This is a genomic window from Cycloclasticus zancles 78-ME, assembly GCF_000442595.1.
Lineage (GTDB): Bacteria > Pseudomonadota > Gammaproteobacteria > Methylococcales > Cycloclasticaceae > Cycloclasticus > Cycloclasticus pugetii.
This window is the reverse complement of the sequence record NC_021917.1, coordinates 1,185,086-1,201,913: the sequence shown is the minus strand read 5'-3', so window position 1 is coordinate 1,201,913 and position 16,828 is coordinate 1,185,086. Positions and strand designations below refer to the sequence as shown.

Annotated in this window: 16 protein-coding genes; 10 read left to right on the top strand and 6 right to left on the bottom strand. The window is 43.1% G+C overall.

Annotated features, from left to right (window positions below):
- Positions 1 to 6 precede the first annotated feature (6 nt).
- Both CYCME_RS05875 and CYCME_RS05870 read right to left on the bottom strand, forming a co-directional pair.
- Entirely contained in the window at positions 7 to 789 is a 783-nt protein-coding gene (locus CYCME_RS05875) for a crotonase/enoyl-CoA hydratase family protein (protein WP_081651237.1), read from the bottom strand.
- Positions 779 to 1,396: a TetR/AcrR family transcriptional regulator gene (locus tag CYCME_RS05870; RefSeq protein ID WP_020932404.1), complete on the bottom strand. Its 618-nt coding sequence runs from the start codon at positions 1,394 to 1,396 to the stop codon at positions 779 to 781. Before CYCME_RS05870 ends, CYCME_RS05875 begins: the two co-directional genes overlap by 11 nt.
- Positions 1,397 to 1,529: 133 nt before the next feature.
- On the opposite strand from CYCME_RS05870, the gene CYCME_RS05865 reads away from it, so the two are divergent.
- Genes CYCME_RS05865 through CYCME_RS05835 form a run of 7 tightly spaced genes read left to right on the top strand, consistent with a single transcriptional unit; the run spans position 1,530 to position 9,838 of the window.
- Positions 1,530 to 2,690, top strand: coding sequence for an isovaleryl-CoA dehydrogenase (locus CYCME_RS05865; protein ID WP_015006039.1), 1,161 nt, complete (start codon positions 1,530 to 1,532; stop codon positions 2,688 to 2,690).
- 2 nt (positions 2,691 to 2,692) lie between these two features.
- Positions 2,693 to 3,874 (top strand): thiolase family protein, encoded by a 1,182-nt coding sequence (locus CYCME_RS05860; RefSeq protein ID WP_020932403.1) that lies wholly within the window; start codon positions 2,693 to 2,695, stop codon positions 3,872 to 3,874.
- Between the two features lie 32 nt (positions 3,875 to 3,906).
- Positions 3,907 to 5,514, top strand: a complete 1,608-nt coding sequence (locus tag CYCME_RS05855) for a carboxyl transferase domain-containing protein (protein WP_020932402.1) — start codon at positions 3,907 to 3,909, stop codon at positions 5,512 to 5,514.
- 12 nt (positions 5,515 to 5,526) lie between these two features.
- On the top strand, positions 5,527 to 7,530 hold the full coding sequence (locus tag CYCME_RS05850; protein WP_020932401.1) for an acetyl/propionyl/methylcrotonyl-CoA carboxylase subunit alpha: 2,004 nt from the start codon (positions 5,527 to 5,529) through the stop codon (positions 7,528 to 7,530).
- Positions 7,531 to 7,533: 3 nt separating this feature from the next.
- Positions 7,534 to 8,433, top strand: coding sequence for a hydroxymethylglutaryl-CoA lyase (locus tag CYCME_RS05845; protein WP_020932400.1), 900 nt, complete (start codon positions 7,534 to 7,536; stop codon positions 8,431 to 8,433).
- Positions 8,434 to 8,469: 36 nt separating this feature from the next.
- Positions 8,470 to 9,171 carry a CoA transferase subunit A gene (locus tag CYCME_RS05840; protein ID WP_020932399.1) on the top strand — a complete coding sequence of 234 codons (702 nt, stop codon included), beginning with the start codon at positions 8,470 to 8,472 and terminating at the stop codon, positions 9,169 to 9,171.
- A 10-nt stretch (positions 9,172 to 9,181) separates the two neighbouring features.
- Positions 9,182 to 9,838, top strand: coding sequence for a 3-oxoacid CoA-transferase subunit B (locus CYCME_RS05835; RefSeq protein ID WP_020932398.1), 657 nt, complete (start codon positions 9,182 to 9,184; stop codon positions 9,836 to 9,838).
- A gap of 242 nt (positions 9,839 to 10,080) precedes the next feature.
- Here the strand turns inward: CYCME_RS05835 and CYCME_RS05830 are convergent, their stop codons facing one another.
- Positions 10,081 to 10,839: an NUDIX hydrolase gene (locus CYCME_RS05830; protein WP_020932397.1), complete on the bottom strand. Its 759-nt coding sequence runs from the start codon at positions 10,837 to 10,839 to the stop codon at positions 10,081 to 10,083.
- 92 nt (positions 10,840 to 10,931) lie between these two features.
- Between CYCME_RS05830 and CYCME_RS05825 the strand changes: the two genes are divergently transcribed.
- From CYCME_RS05825 to CYCME_RS05815, 3 genes are read left to right on the top strand one after another with little or no spacing between them, the layout of a single operon-like run.
- Entirely contained in the window at positions 10,932 to 12,074 is a 1,143-nt protein-coding gene (locus tag CYCME_RS05825; RefSeq protein ID WP_020932396.1) for an acyl-CoA dehydrogenase family protein, read from the top strand.
- A gap of 53 nt (positions 12,075 to 12,127) precedes the next feature.
- A complete protein-coding gene (locus CYCME_RS05820) occupies positions 12,128 to 12,985 on the top strand; it encodes an AAA family ATPase (protein WP_016390175.1) in 858 nt (285 codons plus the stop codon).
- An 8-nt stretch (positions 12,986 to 12,993) separates the two neighbouring features.
- Positions 12,994 to 14,175 carry a vWA domain-containing protein gene (locus tag CYCME_RS05815; RefSeq protein WP_015006049.1) on the top strand — a complete coding sequence of 394 codons (1,182 nt, stop codon included), beginning with the start codon at positions 12,994 to 12,996 and terminating at the stop codon, positions 14,173 to 14,175.
- Between the two features lie 9 nt (positions 14,176 to 14,184).
- On the opposite strand, the gene CYCME_RS05810 is transcribed toward CYCME_RS05815, so the two are convergent.
- From CYCME_RS05810 to CYCME_RS05800, 3 genes are all read right to left on the bottom strand, one after another.
- A complete protein-coding gene (locus CYCME_RS05810; protein WP_015006050.1) occupies positions 14,185 to 14,802 on the bottom strand; it encodes a flavin reductase family protein in 618 nt (205 codons plus the stop codon).
- A gap of 280 nt (positions 14,803 to 15,082) precedes the next feature.
- Complete coding sequence (locus CYCME_RS05805) at positions 15,083 to 15,991, bottom strand: SDR family NAD(P)-dependent oxidoreductase (protein ID WP_015006051.1); 909 nt, start codon at positions 15,989 to 15,991, stop codon at positions 15,083 to 15,085.
- 36 nt (positions 15,992 to 16,027) lie between these two features.
- Positions 16,028 to 16,828 (bottom strand): crotonase/enoyl-CoA hydratase family protein, encoded by an 801-nt coding sequence (locus tag CYCME_RS05800; RefSeq protein WP_015006052.1) that lies wholly within the window; start codon positions 16,826 to 16,828, stop codon positions 16,028 to 16,030.

Sequence of the window (16,828 nt, the reverse complement as noted above, 5' to 3'; positions counted from 1 at the left end):
AAAAACTTAAGCCCAGCTTGCTTTGCGTTTATTTAAAAAGGCTTCTATGCCTTCTTTACCTTCTTCTGTTTCCCAGGCATCCGCCAAATTATCGGCCGTGTAAATTGCATTTTCTTCTGCCGTATGGGTATCTACATAGTCAATGAGTTTTTTAGTCGAGGCAATCGCTCCAGGCGCGCACTTTAAAATCATTTTTACTTCTGTTTCTATCGCTTGATCTAGTTCACCAACTGTTACAACATCTGTTAAAAGGCCGATTGTTTTTGCTTCCGTCGCACCAAACACTCTTGCGTTTAAAAAGTTTCTGCGTGCATTTGCTGCACCAATTCGTTTAACGACATACGGTGAAATAGTCGCGGGGGTCAGCCCCAATTTCACTTCTGTTAAGGCAAATTTTGCTGTCTCAACGCCGATATTAATATCGCACACCGACACCATACCAACACCACCGCCATAAGCTGGCCCCTGAATACGGCCTATTATAGGTTTACTTAAGTTGTTTAAAGCCGCTAACATTTTTGCAAGTTTGATAGTTTCTTCTACACGTTGCGCTCTTGTTTTACTGATATTGTTTTCCATCCACTTTAAATCACCGCCGGCACAAAATGTTTTACCTGCTCCGGTTAAAACAACCACACGAACAGCAGCATCCAATTCCACAGTGGCACAAATATGTTGCATCTCTTGGATAAAATCAGCACTCATAGCATTGTGTACGATTGGTCGATTAAAGGTCACATAAGCCACCCCTCTATCATCAATATCCATAATTATATTTTTATACTGCACGGTGCTCTCCATCTACATAACAACCATTAAGAAACAAATCAGCTTGTGATTGTGCAATTGCTTCCACGCTTGCGCCACTATCAACATACCAAATACTTGCCCAATTCATACTCCCGAAAATGGCAAGACGCAATAAATGCTTATCTACCCCTGTACGTATAACACCATCTTTTTCAGCTTGCTCGAATAAATCACGCCAAAAATTCTCATAAGCATCACGGTCAGGTTGTGCCGCATTATGAACGGTTTCTGGCACTTGCCCATAATTTCTAATACTGGCTAAGGTATAGTCCGAGTGCCGCAAGATAGCGATTAAATGCCCCCGAATAGCAGCCCGTAACAAGTCAGGAAAAGAAGGCGCCTTAGCCAACTGTTCTACTTCGTATTCAACAATATCTCGGATCAGATGGACACTTTTATTAAGTACTTCCTGCACTAAAGCTTCTTTTGAGTTGAAGTGATAATACAAACTCCCTGCCTGCATGTTTATTGATTCTGCAATATCTTTTAAATAAGTTCCATGATAGCCATGCTGACTTAATTTTTTAGCCGCTGCATCTAAAATTAACTGACGGGTAACGGAGCTTTTTTTTATTGTATTTGTCACTGAACCTAACCCTTTGATGAAGCCATAATTTAAATCTAATGTAGATTAGATTCTAATTAGCGTTAGAATGAGTATAGTGATATGATCCGGCAAACGCAATATACAATAACTCAAATAAACACAAGGAAATCCAATGACTTTTAATGTTCAAATTAATGATGAAGTGGATGCGTTACGTGAGGCTGTACGTAAGTTTGCAAACGGTGAAATCGCCCCACTCGCTGAATCTGTTGATAAAGACAATGAATTTCCAAATCAACTTTGGCGTGCCTTTGGAGACATCGGTTTATTAGGCATGACTATTCCTGAAGAATACGGTGGAACTGGGCTAAATTACCTATCACACCTTGTCGTCATGGAAGAGATATCAAGAGCCTCTGCCTCTATCGGTTTATCTTACGGCGCTAATTCTAACCTTTGCTTAAACAACCTTTACCTAAATGGTAGTGAGGAACAGCGGCATAAATATTTACCTAAACTATGTACGGGTGAATATATTGGCGCATTAGCTATGTCTGAGCCCGGGGCTGGTTCAGATGTTGTTGGTTCGATGAGTTGTAAAGCCGAAAAAAAGGGTGATAAATGGGTCGCCAACGGTAACAAAATGTGGATTACCAATGGCCCTGATGCTGACGTATTGATTGTTTATATGCGCACTGCTGGGCCAGAAGCTGGTTCACGTTGCATGACTGCTTTTATTGTAGAAAAGAGCATGCCTGGTTTTTCAACCGCACAAAAACTAGATAAACTCGGTATGCGTGGCTCTAATACCTGTGAATTGGTTTTTGAAAACTGTGAAATTCCTGAAGAAAATGTACTCGGCAACGTTAACGAAGGGGTTAAAGTTCTAATGAGCGGCCTTAATACCGAGCGCATGGTGTTATCCGGTGGCCCTATCGGCATTATGCAAGCCACCATGGATATTTGCTTACCGTATATTCATGAACGGAAACAATTTGGTAAAGCTATTGGCCTGTTTGAGCTAATGCAAGGAAAAATGGCTGATATGTACGTTGCTCTTCAATCGACGCGAGCTTTTGCTTATCGTGTGGCTGAACAATATGACAAAGGCAATGATTCACGTAAAGATGCTGCTGGGCTTTTACTATTTGCTTCAGAAAATGCTGTAAAAGTTGCCTTAGAAGGCATCCAAACGTTAGGCGGTAATGGCTATATTAATGAGTTCCCTACTGGCCGTTTACTACGAGATGCCAAACTTTATGATATTGGCGCCGGTACCAACGAAATTCGTCGGATGTTAATTGGCCGTGAATTATTTGAAGATACAAAATAGATATGAATAAAAAAAGCGTTGTTATTGTTGCCGCCAAACGAACGGCTTTAGGTAGTTTTCAAGGTCAATTTTCCTCGCTTAGCGCATCAGACCTTGGCAGTTACGCCATAAGCGCCGCTATCGAAGACAGCCATATTGAACCCACTCAAGTAGACAGCGTGCATATGGGCTGCGTATTACCTGCCGGACAAGGCCAAGCACCCGCACGGCAAGCCTCATTAAAAGCAGGTCTACCGCTATCGGTCCCTTGTAATACTGTTAACAAAATGTGTGGATCTGGCATGCAAGCGGTGATGTACGGCTATAACCAAATATTAGCGGGCGATGCTAACTGCGTGGTCGCAGGTGGCATGGAATCGATGACTAATGCTCCCTACCTTTCAACCAAACTACGTGGGGGCCTTAAAATGGGCCACAGCGAAATGATTGATCATATGTTTCACGACGGCCTGCAAGATGTTAAACATGGCAAATTAATGGGTTCATTTGCTGAACTGTGCGCAGAAAAATACGGCTTCACGCGTGAACAACAAGATGATTTTGCCATTACCTCATTACAGCGAGCTAATGCAGCGACTCAATCAACGGCTTTTGAATCTGAAATAACACCGGTTGTCGTTAAAAATCGTAAAGCTGAAACGCGCTATGCAACTGATGAACAACCGGCTAAAGCCGACCTTAATAAAATCAAAACACTACGTCCTGCTTTTAAAAAAGATGGCACGGTTACCGCCGCCAATGCCTCGTCTATTTCTGATGGTGCGGCTGCCTTGGTATTAATGGATGTAGATGAAGCGCGCAAACAAGGCCTGCAAGCGCTTGCAACCATCACCGCGCAAGCAGTACATGCACAAGATCCTGATTGGTTCAGCACCGCGCCTATTGTTGCTATTCAAAAAGTATTAGAAAAATCGGGCTGGGCTATTAACGATGTTGATTTATTTGAAATAAATGAAGCCTTTGCTGTAGTCACCATGGCAGCCATTGAAACGCTTAATTTAGACCCTGACAAAGTGAATGTTAATGGTGGTGCATGCGCCTTAGGTCACCCGATTGGTGCATCAGGCGCGCGCGTTCTAGTCACATTAATTCACGCATTAAAAGCTAGGCAACTGACTAAAGGGGTCGCCACGTTATGTATTGGCGGCGGTGAAGCCACTGCAATGGCAATTGAAATAATTTAACCCTGAGCACTTAACAATTATTAAGGTAAACAATGCCGGTCATTAAATCAAAAATTGAACCAGCATCTGCTGATTTCAAAGCAAACACGATTCAAATGGAATCGCTTGTTGATGAGCTTAACGAACGCATCACCACCGCTGCCAAAGGTGGCGGCGAGCGTGCACGTAAAAAGCATTTAGCTCGCAATAAACTACTGCCAAGGGACCGGATTAAAGCCTTACTGGACCCAGGCAGTGCTTTTTTAGAGTTATCACAGTTAGCCGCTTATGGCATGTATGATAATGCTGCACCGGCAGCAGGCATCATTACCGGCATTGGCCGTGTCCACGGTGGCGAAGTGATGATTATTGCGAATGACGCCACGGTTAAAGGTGGCACTTATTACCCACTCACCGTCACCAAGCACCTACGAGCACAAGAAATTGCCGCTGAAAACCGCCTACCCTGTATTTACTTGGTTGACTCTGGCGGTGCCTTTTTACCTCTACAGCACGAAGTATTCCCCGGCAAAGAACATTTTGGCCGTTTCTTTTATAACCAAACACGAATGTCAGCCGATGGCATTCCGCAAATTGCCGTGGTAATGGGCTCCTGTACCGCTGGCGGTGCTTATATCCCATCGTTGTGTGACGAATCTATTATTGTTCGCGAACAAGGCACTATCTTTTTAGGTGGGCCACCTTTAGTGAAAGCCGCTACCGGTGAACAAGTGTCTTCTGAAGAGCTAGGCGGCGCAGAGCTACACTGTAAGCAATCGGGCGTTACCGACCATATTGCTGAAGATGACTCACATGCCCTTTCTATTGCACGTAACGTTATTGAACACCTCAACGAAACCAAAGAGCTTCAAGTAAAAGTTCGTCAGTCTCGCGAGCCCTTATATCCAAGCGACGATATTTTAGGCATTATTCCTAAAGACCCAAAACAACCGTACGACATACGCGAAATTATTGCCCGCTTAGTAGATGGTTCTGAATTCCAAGAATTTAAACCGCTGTATGGCCCAACGCTAGTGTGTGGTTTTGCCCATATCCACGGCTACCCAGTTGGCATTATCGCCAATAATGGTATTTTATTTTCACCCTCAGCACTGAAAGGCACGCATTTTATTGAGTTGTGCAATCAACGTGGCATTCCACTTCTATTTTTACAAAATATTACTGGCTTTATGGTCGGTAAAAAATACGAAGAAGAAGGTATCGCAAAAAATGGTGCCAAAATGGTCACCGCTGTGTCTTGCGCTAGTGTGCCAAAGTTCACCGTGTTAATTGGTGGCTCCTATGGCGCCGGTAACTACGGCATGTGTGGCCGTGCGTTTGGCGCACGTATGCTTTGGAGCTGGCCAAACTCTCGTATTTCAACCATGGGTGGCGAGCAAGCAGCCGCTGTACTGGCAACAGTTAAACGTGATGCACTTGAAGCCGCTGGCGAGAGCTGGGCTGATGAAGAGGAAGAAAACTTCAAAGCACCTATCTTGGCCCAATTTGAAGAGCAAGCTAACCCCTATTTTGCTACCGCTCGCCTTTGGGACGATGGCTTAATCGACCCACGAGATACTCGCCGAATTCTCGGCCTATCACTCGCTGTAGCCGCTAAAACGCCAATAGAAAAAGCCAATTTCGGCGTTTTTAGAATGTAGAGAATTGATCGAATGTTTAAAAAAATACTCATAGCAAACCGTGGTGAAATCGCTTGTCGGGTGATCTCCACACTAAAAAAAATGGGCATCACCAGTGTGGCTGTTTATTCCGACGCAGACCGTCATGCACGCCATGTAACACTAGCTGATGAGGCTTATTATATTGGTGCTTCAAGGCCAGATGAATCTTACCTAAAAGCGGATGACTTACTGGCACTCGCTAAAAAGAAAAACATTGATGCGATTCATTCTGGCTATGGTTTTTTATCTGAAAACAGCCACTTTGCACGTGCCTGCCTAGAGGCGAAAATTACCTTTATTGGCCCCTCCGCTGACTGTATTGAAAAAATGGGCGCTAAAGATGCAGCAAAAGCGCTTATGGAAGCTGCCAATGTGCCGGTTGTGCCTGGTTATCATGGTGAAAATCAAGCACCAGAACACTTGCAAAAACAAGCTGAAAAAGTAGGCTTCCCCTTATTAATAAAAGCGGTGTCTGGCGGTGGTGGTAAAGGCATGCGTGTTGTTAACAAAGCCGCTGAGTTTGCTAAATTGCTAGACTCAGTAAAACGTGAAGCGATGAATGCCTTTGCTGATGACCGTGTCTTACTCGAACGCTATATCAGCAAGCCTCGTCATATAGAGTTCCAAATATTTGGTGACTGCCATGAAAACTACGTACATTTACACGAACGCGAATGTTCCTTACAACGTCGTCATCAAAAAATTATTGAAGAAACTCCCTCGCCCTTCTTAGACGAAAAAACACGTCAAGCCATGGGTATTGCTGCAGTTAATGCGGCACGTGCTATTCGTTATTCGGGCGCTGGAACTATCGAATTCATCGTCGGTGAAGACCGTTCTTTTTACTTTATGGAAATGAACACACGCCTTCAAGTAGAACACCCCGTAACCGAAATGGTCAGTGGGCAAGACATGGTTGAATGGCAAATTCGTGTTGCCGCTGGTCAAGCCCTTCCCTTAAAACAAGAGCAAATCCCGCGTACAGGTCATTCGTTTGAGGCACGCCTCTATGCTGAAAACCCTAACAATCAATTTCTGCCATCCACCGGCAAACTTCAGCATTTACGTTTCCCCACAAGCGATAAAAATCTGCGCATTGAAACCGGGGTAGAACAAGGCGACAGCATCAGTGTGTTTTATGACCCAATGATCGCAAAATTAGTGGTTTGGGGTGAAGACCGCGAAACAGCACGTGAACGTTTATTAAATGCCTTAGGCGAAACCGGCATTTTTGGCGTTGAAAACAATATTGCCTTCTTAGAAACATTGGCAACACACCCAGACTTTATTGAAAACAAGATTGATACTCAATACATTGATAAAAAGTTAAACAGGCTTCTTGCAGATAGCGAGGTGGAACTACCAGACAATGTCTTACTTGCTGCAACTGTAAAGCGTCTTCTTGAGGGTAAGCAATTAGTTAAGGAAATGGCAGCCACATCAGTTGATGGTAATTCGCCTTGGTTTGATACCACTGGTTGGCGACCCAATGGGCAAAGCCAGCGTAGCTTATTCTTTAGCTATGAGGAAACCGATGAGATAGAAGTCAAAGTGACCGAAAATGATGAACACTTTATTTTTCATCTAGACGATGATCTAGATGTTATCGCTGAGTCCTTGGCTAACGATGCCATCCGATTACAAATTAATGGCAGCTGGGAGCGTTTTATAGTCTTAAGGCACGAGACAAGCCTGCTTATTTCTTGGAAAAACCGTTGGTACGCCTTAACTGAAATGAACCCTTTCGAACCCGACCTGTCAATAATGAGCGCTAATTCAAACATTATTGCGCCAATGCCCGGTAAATTACTGAAAATACTGGTGAACAATGCTGATACCGTTTCTGAAGGCCAACCCTTAGCCATTATCGAAGCGATGAAAATGGAACATACCTTAAACGCACCCTTTGATGGTGAGATTGATCAAGTATTTTATAGCGAGGACGATTTTGTAGAAGCAGATGCCACCTTAATTACTTTTAAGGAACAGGCGTAAAGCATGCTTCGCAATTATCCAAGCCAGGTAAGAATTGTAGACGTCTCACCACGTGATGGCTTGCAAAATATTAAAAACTCTGTCCCCACTGAAGTTAAAACTACCTTAATAAACAAACTCTGTGATGCCGGCATTCAGCATATAGAAGTAGCCAGCTTTGTTAGCCCTAAATGGGTGCCACAAATGGCAGATGCAGAAGCTGTTCTACAACAATTACCGCCTAGAGAAGGTACTTCGTATATCGTATTAACTCCTAACCTTCGTGGTTTTGAACGTGCAATAGACAGTGGTGCTAAAGAGGTCGCTATTTTTGCTGCCGCCTCAGAAACCTTTAGCCAAAAAAACACCAATTGTAGTATTGCTCAATCGCTTGAACACTTCGAACCCATCATGCTCAAAGCGGCTGCTTTGGGAGTTCGCGTTCGCGGTTATACCTCCTGCGTTTTAGGCTGCCCCTATGAAGGCGATATAGCTGTTGCTGAGGTTGTTCGAGTATCCAAAGCACTAATTGATATGGGTTGTTATGAAGTATCGTTAGGCGACACTATAGGCATTGGAACACCCATCAAAGCACGTGAAATGATCGCAGCTGTTATTAAAGCAGTGCCAGCAGAAAAACTAGCGCTGCACTTCCACGATACGCGCGGGCAAGCATTAGCTAACATTTTGGCCTGTTTAGAGTATGGAGTGGCAAATATTGATGCCTCAGTCGCTGGCCTAGGTGGCTGCCCTTATGCCGCGGGCGCATCGGGTAATGTTTCAACTGAAGATGTTGTTTACATGTTACATGGCATGGGCATTGAAACTGGTATTGATTTAAAAAAATTAGTAGCCGCTGGACACTACATTAGCGAGCAAATTGCTGGACCTAATCTTAGTAAAGTTGGCGCAGTCTACCAATAAGCCTTATACATAAAAAAATTAAACAGGAGTAAAGCCATGAGTGGTTTTAACAAAGTGGTATCAAGCTACCAAGAAGCAATGGCTGGACTAGCAGATAATATGACCATTATTGCCGGCGGTTTTGGGCTTTGTGGCATTCCTGAGGGCTTGATCACCGAAATTAAACATAGCGGCGTTAAGGGTTTAACTATCGTCTCCAATAACTGCGGTACCGATCACTTTGGCTTAGGCATGTTATTAGAAGACAAGCAAATTAAAAAAATGGTTTCCTCTTATGTGGGGGAAAATGCAGAATTTGAACGCCAATATCTATCTGGTGAACTCGAGGTTGAACTCACCCCACAAGGCACCTTAGCTGAAAAAATGCGTGCCGGTGGTGCTGGTATACCTGCTTTTTATACGGCGACTGGTGTTGGAACCCTTGTCGCTGAAGGCAAAGAGCTTAAGCAGTTTAATGGCCGAGACTATATTTTAGAAGAAAGTATTACCGGTGATTTTGCCATTGTAAAAGCATGGAAAGCAGACAAAACGGGGAACTTGATTTACCGTAATACTGCTATGAATTTCAATCCAATGGCGGCTACCGCAGGCAAAATATCCGTTGTTGAAGTTGAAGAAATTGTTGAGGTGGGTGAGCTTGACCCAAACCATATTCATACTCCCGGGATTTATGTTGACCGAATCATCCAAGGAAGTTTCGAAAAACGTATTGAAAAAATCACTCTAGCTAAAAATTAAGGAGCCTCCAATGTCATTAAATCGTGACCAAATCGCCATGCGTGTGGCTCAAGAGTTAAAAGATGGCTATTACGTTAATCTTGGTATTGGTATTCCAACCCTAGTCGCTAACTATGTACCTAGTGGTATTGAAGTGATGCTGCAATCAGAAAACGGCTTACTGGGCATTGGCCCCTACCCGACCGAAGAGCAAGTGGATGCAGATATGATCAACGCCGGTAAAGAAACCGTGACAGCGGCTTTAGGCGCTTCACTCTTCTCATCGGCGGAAAGTTTTGCAATGATTCGAGGCGGCCATGTGGATTTAACCGTACTGGGGGCTTTTGAAGTTGATCAACAAGGTAATATTGCCTCTTATATGATTCCAGGCAAACTCGTTAAAGGAATGGGCGGCGCGATGGATTTAGTCGCTGGCGCCGAGAATATTATCGTTACCATGAGCCATGCAGACAAACGCGATAATTCCAAATTATTAGACAACTGTACATTACCCTTAACAGGCGCTACTTGTGTTAAGCGCGTCGTTACCGATTTAGCAGTCATGGACATTAAAGAAGGCGCTTTTCACTTAATTGAACGAGCGCCTGGTATTAGTGTTGAAGAAATTAAGCAAAAAACTGCCGGTAGATTAGTCGTGCCGGCTTATGTTCCAGAGATGTCATTTTAAGAAATATAACTGACAAAAAAGTTAAAACAATACCCACTAGCTCTGTTACCAGTAAATAATTACGCATTGCCCCATATTCAAAGCTAAAACAGGTAAAGCCAATTTAGAACTGATTAATAAGGTATCAGCTGTATGTTAATTTAGCGCAGAAATTGGTTTTTTTGCTTAAATTGTACATTCTACTTCCCCTTCTATAGTTATCTCCCAAGTTACACATAGTAACTTTTATTACAAATTAAACCTCAAGCTTTGGCCTTATAAAGAAGGTATTCAACAATCCCTTCTGACAAATGAATAGTGACGGAGACTGGCTTGCCTGCTTCGTCAACGTTTAGAAGCGGCTCAATGATTGGAACATTATTCTGTTTTTTAGCAAACGCTAAAACATCACTTACTTTTTTGAAGGTCGATAAGCGCTTCAGTTGAACATGTGTTACTGGCATTAACTTAACCTCGCCTTGCTCATAAAGCGATAAAATCTCTTCAGGCAAGGCCCAGCAAGACGAGTCAGTTTCTATATTGTCATGACTAACTTGGTGACCCATTGAGCCTTTGGCTATAAAAAAACGTGTATCAAAACGCTTGGGTGTACCATCGGGAGCTATCCAATGGTCATAAAAAATAACCCTGTCTAAATCTAGCGATGCACGGTGCTCCCTTAACAGGCTCTCAAAACTCACATAACCTTTATGCAGTTTTTGACGTAATGCTGCGTTAACCTGAATATCATCATTTCTCGTAGCGGCAAGGATGCCCGCCTCCTCTAAGGTTTCACGAATAGCCGCTATTTTATAAGCGTGTATCGATAAATCAGTGTCATTTGTATAAAAACAAAGGTTATTATTTAACCTAAGCTGTTTATCTTGCTCATCAACGACACCGCCGGGAAAAACATAAGCCCCTGCTGCAAAACCTGTTGTTTCGACCCGGCGTAACATACAAACTTCTGGGCCTTTTTTTGTATCCCTTAACAGGATTAGTACAGCAGCTTCTCTGATCATTTCAGCCTATTATTTTCAATGGTTAATTATTCGCTTTATAACGCCATAAAGACCATACTATAACAAGTGTTAGATAGATCACAGGATTGAGTATGAACAATGAAAATGAACAGTTAATCTTAGATGCAGTTGATAAGTTTTTAATAAAAATAAAACCATCTGTACGTTCATTAGAAGCAAGCGATGAATACCCCGATGATATTGTAGAAGGAATGAAAGAAATGGGCTTATTTGGTGCTGTTATTGACCCACAGTACGGTGGTCTTGGCCTCCCCGTCTCGACTTATGCAAAAATTGTAGAACGCGTTGCCTGCGTATGGATGTCTTTAACGGGTGTGTTTAATTCCCATCTGATTATGGCCATGTCTGTACAACGGTTTGGAACTGAAGAGCAAAAAAACAAATGGTTACCGTTATTTGCCTCGGGTGAGATACGCGGCGCATTAGCACTCACCGAGCCGAACTGCGGAACCGACCTTCAAGCCATTAATACTGTGGCAAAACGTGAAGGTGATAACTACATTATTAATGGCTCTAAGGCATGGATTACCAACAGCGTGCATGGTAGTTGTTTTGCTCTGTTGGTAAAAACCAATGTCGCATCCAAGCCTGCACATAAAGGTATGAGTCTTTTTATCGCCCCCAAAGGTGAAGGTTTTGTAATGGGTAGCCAACATAAAAAACTCGGTTATAAAGGCATAGATACTGCTGAGTTTTTCTTAGATAACTACCAACTGCCAAAGGAAAACCTGATTGGCCTGCAGGAAGGGCATGGCCTACAGCATGCCTTAGGTGCGTTAGCCTTAGGTAGAATCAACGTCGCATCACGAGGTATTGGTGTCGCCTCTGCCGCGCTAAAAGACTCTATTGAATATTCACAACAACGTAAAACCTTTGGTAAACCCATTTGCCAGCATCAATCCATTCAAATCTATTTAGCTGATATGGCCACACGGGTCGAAGCGGCTCGTCTGCTCGTACAATCTGCCGCAACCGCATTTGACCGAGGTGAGCGCTGCGATATGGAAGCTGGCATGGCTAAGTTATTTGCCACAGAAGCGGCGATGGAGAACTCTGCCGAAGCATTACGCATACATGGTGCGTATGGCTACTCAACCGAATTTAATGTAGAACGATATTATCGGGATGCGCCACTACTCGCCATCGGCGAAGGCACGAATGAGCTTCAACGGATTATTATTGCTAAGCAACTGATCGAGAAAAATCCGCTTTAAATTGTCTTACAACCCTCTACAATATAGATTTTTCAGATTTAACACGTAATTTTATGAGCAACAAACAATTTGAAAGTACCAGTAACTACATTGCCACAGAAGAACTGAGTATGGCAGTTAACGCCGCTATAACGCTTGAACGTCCTCTATTAATAAAAGGCGAGCCGGGTACCGGTAAAACGCAACTCGCTCTTGAAGTAGCTAAATCCTTAGATGCACCGTTAATTGAATGGCATATAAAATCCAGCACAAAAGCGCACCAAGGCTTGTATGAATACGATGCGGTCTCGCGTCTTCGCGATTCTCAATTAGGTGATGATCGTGTGCACGATATTAGCAATTACATTGTTAAAGGTAAGGTCTGGGAAGCGTTTGCCTCAGATAAGCGTGCGGTATTATTGATTGATGAAATTGATAAAGCGGATATTGAATTCCCAAATGACCTTTTGCAAGAACTCGATCGTATGGAATTCTTCGTGTACGAAACGCAAGAGCTTGTTAAGGCAAAAAATAGGCCTCTCATCATTATCACCAGCAATAATGAAAAAGAACTACCTGATGCCTTTCTAAGGCGTTGCTTCTTCCATTACATTCGTTTCCCCGAGCTAGAAACAATGCAACAAATTGTTAATGTTCACTTCCCTAATCTGAAAAAAGATCTACTGGCTGAAGCACTCGGTATATTTTTCGATGTACGAGAGATTGCTGGCTTAAAAAAGAAACCTTCTACCTCTGAGTTGCTCGACTGGATAAAACTACTGTTATCTGAAGAGCTAACCGCTGATACATTACGCGAGGCGAATACTAATAATATTCTGCCAAAGCTACACGGGGCACTATTAAAAAACGAGCAGGATGTCCACTTATTCGAACGCATCGCGTTTATTAACAGGCGTAAACAAGAGCAGTAATAGCTTATATGTTTATTTCTTTCTTTTTCAGCCTGCGCAAGGCCGGTTTACCGGTCAGCATTACAGAACTGCTTAGTTTACTGAGCGCCCTTGATAAGCGACTTGCCAGTTTTAACATTCAAGCTTTTTATTATTTATCGCGCACTGCTTTAGTAAAAGACGAGCGTTATTACGACCGATTTGACCAGGTATTTGCCGAGACATTTAATGGGCTTGAGTACGACCACGCATTAGAAGATGTCTTTAATCAAATTCCTGAAGAGTGGCTTCGCAAACAAGCCGAAAAACTACTCAGCGAAGAAGAGAAACAAAAAATCCAATCGCTGGGAGGTTGGGAAGAATTAATGAAAACGCTTAAAAAGCGTTTAGAAGAACAAAAAGAAGAGCACCATGGTGGCAATAAATGGATTGGAACTGGTGGTACATCGCCTTTTGGTGCTTATGGTTATAACCCTGAAGGTGTACGTATAGGGCAAGATGAGTCTCGCCATCGTCGAGCTACCAAAGTATGGGATAAACGAGAATTTAAAAATTTAGACGACAGTGTTGAACTAAACACTCGAAACTTAAAAGTAGCCTTACGAAAACTTAGAAAATTTGCCCGCCAAGGATCTGCTGAAGAGTTGGATCTAGACGACACCATTCGTTCTACTGCATCCAATGCCGGTTATTTAGACATTAAAATGGTGCCTGAACGCCACAACGCCATTAAAGTATTATTGCTATTAGATATTGGCGGCTCAATGGATGACCATATTCGTATTTGCGAAGAGCTTTTTTCTGCCAGCAAAGCTGAATTCAAGCATTTAGAGTATTATTATTTCCATAATTTCACCTATGAATACCTTTGGAAAGATAATACACGCCGATTTGATGAGGCCACCCCTACCGCTGAGGTGATTAACCGCTACCCCAGTGACTACAAGCTTATTTTTGTTGGCGATGCCAGTATGAGTCCGTATGAAATTACCTACCCTGGCGGCAGTGTAGAACATTGGAACGAAGAAGCGGGCGCCGTTTGGTTCCAGCGACTGTTAGCCGCATTCCCTAGCAATGCTTGGCTTAACCCAGATGCCGAACAAAACTGGGATAGACGTCAATCTAACCGCCTCGTTCGACAGCTAAACGCCGAGAAGATGTTCCCCTTAACGATTGGCGGCCTAGATAGCGCGATCAAGTCGTTGCTTTAATAATAAAGCCTATTTATCCGCCTTATAAACCGGTTGCTTCATCTCAAAAAGATTATCAACATGGCAGTAACTATGCCCACCTAAACGCCCCACCACATCAAGCCCTTTCATATCAACGTAACGACCATCATAGAGCTCATCGTTAATATGGCAATAAACCACCTCTGCGATCACTAATCCACACTCTCGCCGGGTTCCTTCGTTAATCGGCACCACTTGCTTTAAACGGCATTCAAGGCTAACCGGAGACTCAGCAACACACGGTGGCGTTATCAACTCAGAAGGCATTGTGTTTAGACCGGCCAGTTCAAATTCATTCACTTCTGTTGGGTATTCAGCGGCTGTTTTATTCATCGCTTCGGCAATATCGCTATTAACAAGGTTTACAACAAACTCACCCGTTTCTTCAATATTCACCAAGCTATCTTTTGACTTTGCGCCGGCAAAACGTGCAATCGATACGCTAATAGTCGGCGGCACATAACAAACACCATTAAAAAATGAAAAGGGTGCCAAGTTTAAAATACCCTCTTTAGATTGTGATGATATAAAGGCAATTGGCCTAGGGGCCACCACTGCTTTTAAAATATTGAAAAATTTATCATGCGTCTTGGGGTCAATTTTCATCTTAAATCCTTCGTTTAACTTTTCATCTTAATAATTCTAGCATCAACTAATTTGCCAATCTGCTGAATAACTTGTCAGCTGCAATACTGTTAATCACTGAAAGATTGCACCCTGTTCAATCTTTTCAGTATTAATACAGCCTTTGCTTAAATTTCCAAGTAATTCTAGTTATGGCTTTAAATCCCCCCATTAAAAAACGCTTGTATAAGCAAATAGTTAGCATAAGCGTTTTGATTAATGGGGTTGCTGTCAGTTCATTAACGTCAAAGCCGTGTTTTCTTTATACCGGATCCCAAGAAAACACATCAGGCGAACGCTCTAGAGGGTAGAAACTACTTTTCAATGCAGGAATTGCATGCTCTGAAATGGTTTGTGGCGTCCAACCTTCTGATCGATGAGTAGAGCGTAATGGTCTGGACTGTCCCATCAAGAAAACTTCATTATTACGCACCGCAAAAATCTGCCCAGACACTTCACTGGCCTCATCACTGGCTAAGTAAACAGCCATTGGAGCCACCTTATCGGGTGTCATTTCTTTTAATTTATCAACTCGGGCTTGTTGTTCTGGTGTATCAACAGGGATCGCTCCAATCATTCGGCTCCAAGCAAAGGGGGAAATACAATTAGAACGCACGTTATAACGCTGCATGTCTAATGCAATACTTTTAGATAACGCAGCAATACCAGCTTTTGCGGCAGAATAATTTGCTTGACCAAAATTACCGATTAAACCGGATGTTGATGTCATAAATACAAAACTACCGCTTTCCTGTTGTTTGAAATGTTTCGCAGCAAAATGAGCCGTATTAAAACTACCATTCAAATGAACATTAATCACCGCGTTCCATTCTTCAGGTGACATTTTATGAAAAATTCTATCGCGCAAGATACCGGCATTATTAACAACGGTGTCAATCCGACCAAAGTTATCGATAGCCGCTTGGATCATAGCCTCTGCACCATCAAGCTCTGCAACATTATCACCATTAATTACCGCCTCACCACCCGCAGCACGGATAGTTGAAACGACTTCCTCTGCTGGGCTTTCGCCAGTTTCTTCTCCACCAACGCCGGCACCTAAGTCATTAACAACCACTTTTGCGCCTTCTTGCGCCATCATTATCGCCATTGCTCGGCCAATACCTCGACCTGCTCCAGTAATTAGTACTACCTTATCTTTCATTATCATTTTATTGTCTCCAATTTTGTTGTTTTCTAACCTAGCTTATCGGCCTTTAAATTCACCCTGGCGTTTATCAAATATTGCATTCATTGCCTCTCGGTGGTCATCGGTACGATGCGATACCGCTTGCATAACAGCAGCCGTTTGTAAGTGCGTATCCAAATCGGTTTGTTGCCCCTCGCGTATTAACTGCTTGGTCATCCGAACCGAAACAGGTGGATTAACCGCAATTCGTTTCGCCAGCGCCATTGCTTCATCGATCAACTTATCATCTGCGACGACTTTTGAAACAAGTCCAAATTTCAACGCTTCTTGGGCATCAATCGGGTCACCTGTAAAAGCCATTTCAGAGGCTTTTGCCAAACCAACAGCTCGTGGTAATAACCACGAACCACCATCACCTGGAATAATGCCTAATTTAACAAAGCTTTCAGCAAACCGAGCACTTTCAGCAGCAATTCGCATATCGCACATACAGGTAAGGTCGCAACCCGCACCAATAGCTGGCCCATTAACCGCCGCTATAATAGGAACATCTAACGCTTGAAATGCACGTGGTATTCGCTGAATACCTTCGCGGTACCACGTGGCTAACTCGTGGGGCGTTTTATCTGATTCGGTCATTTCGGCACGAATCTTTTTAACATTACCACCTGATGAAAAGGCAGGCCCGTTACCCGTTAAAATGATCACCCTTATTTGGCTGTCTTTTTGTGCTTGTTCGGCCAATGATACTAAGTCATCAATCATTTTATTGTCTGTTATCGCATTACGTGTATCAACACGGTTCATACGCCAAACAGCAATGCCATCTGTTACTTCAGTTATTACTTCTGTTATCAC

Excerpts from the sequence above, each read along its gene's own strand:
- CYCME_RS05845 (WP_020932400.1), top strand. The coding sequence starts at position 7,534 with ATGCTTCGCAATTATCCAAGCCAGGTAAGAATTGTAGACGTCTCACCA.
- CYCME_RS05840 (WP_020932399.1), top strand. The coding sequence starts at position 8,470 with ATGAGTGGTTTTAACAAAGTGGTATCAAGCTACCAAGAAGCAATGGCT.
- CYCME_RS05815 (WP_015006049.1), top strand. The coding sequence starts at position 12,994 with ATGTTTATTTCTTTCTTTTTCAGCCTGCGCAAGGCCGGTTTACCGGTC.
- CYCME_RS05835 (WP_020932398.1), top strand. The coding sequence starts at position 9,182 with ATGTCATTAAATCGTGACCAAATCGCCATGCGTGTGGCTCAAGAGTTA.
- CYCME_RS05805 (WP_015006051.1), bottom strand. The coding sequence starts at position 15,991 with ATGATAATGAAAGATAAGGTAGTACTAATTACTGGAGCAGGTCGAGGT.
- CYCME_RS05855 (WP_020932402.1), top strand. The coding sequence starts at position 3,907 with ATGCCGGTCATTAAATCAAAAATTGAACCAGCATCTGCTGATTTCAAA.
- CYCME_RS05810 (WP_015006050.1), bottom strand. The coding sequence starts at position 14,802 with ATGAAAATTGACCCCAAGACGCATGATAAATTTTTCAATATTTTAAAA.
- CYCME_RS05860 (WP_020932403.1), top strand. The coding sequence starts at position 2,693 with ATGAATAAAAAAAGCGTTGTTATTGTTGCCGCCAAACGAACGGCTTTA.
- CYCME_RS05850 (WP_020932401.1), top strand. The coding sequence starts at position 5,527 with ATGTTTAAAAAAATACTCATAGCAAACCGTGGTGAAATCGCTTGTCGG.
- CYCME_RS05830 (WP_020932397.1), bottom strand. The coding sequence starts at position 10,839 with ATGATCAGAGAAGCTGCTGTACTAATCCTGTTAAGGGATACAAAAAAA.
- CYCME_RS05820 (WP_016390175.1), top strand. The coding sequence starts at position 12,128 with ATGAGCAACAAACAATTTGAAAGTACCAGTAACTACATTGCCACAGAA.
- CYCME_RS05825 (WP_020932396.1), top strand. The coding sequence starts at position 10,932 with ATGAACAATGAAAATGAACAGTTAATCTTAGATGCAGTTGATAAGTTT.
- CYCME_RS05865 (WP_015006039.1), top strand. The coding sequence starts at position 1,530 with ATGACTTTTAATGTTCAAATTAATGATGAAGTGGATGCGTTACGTGAG.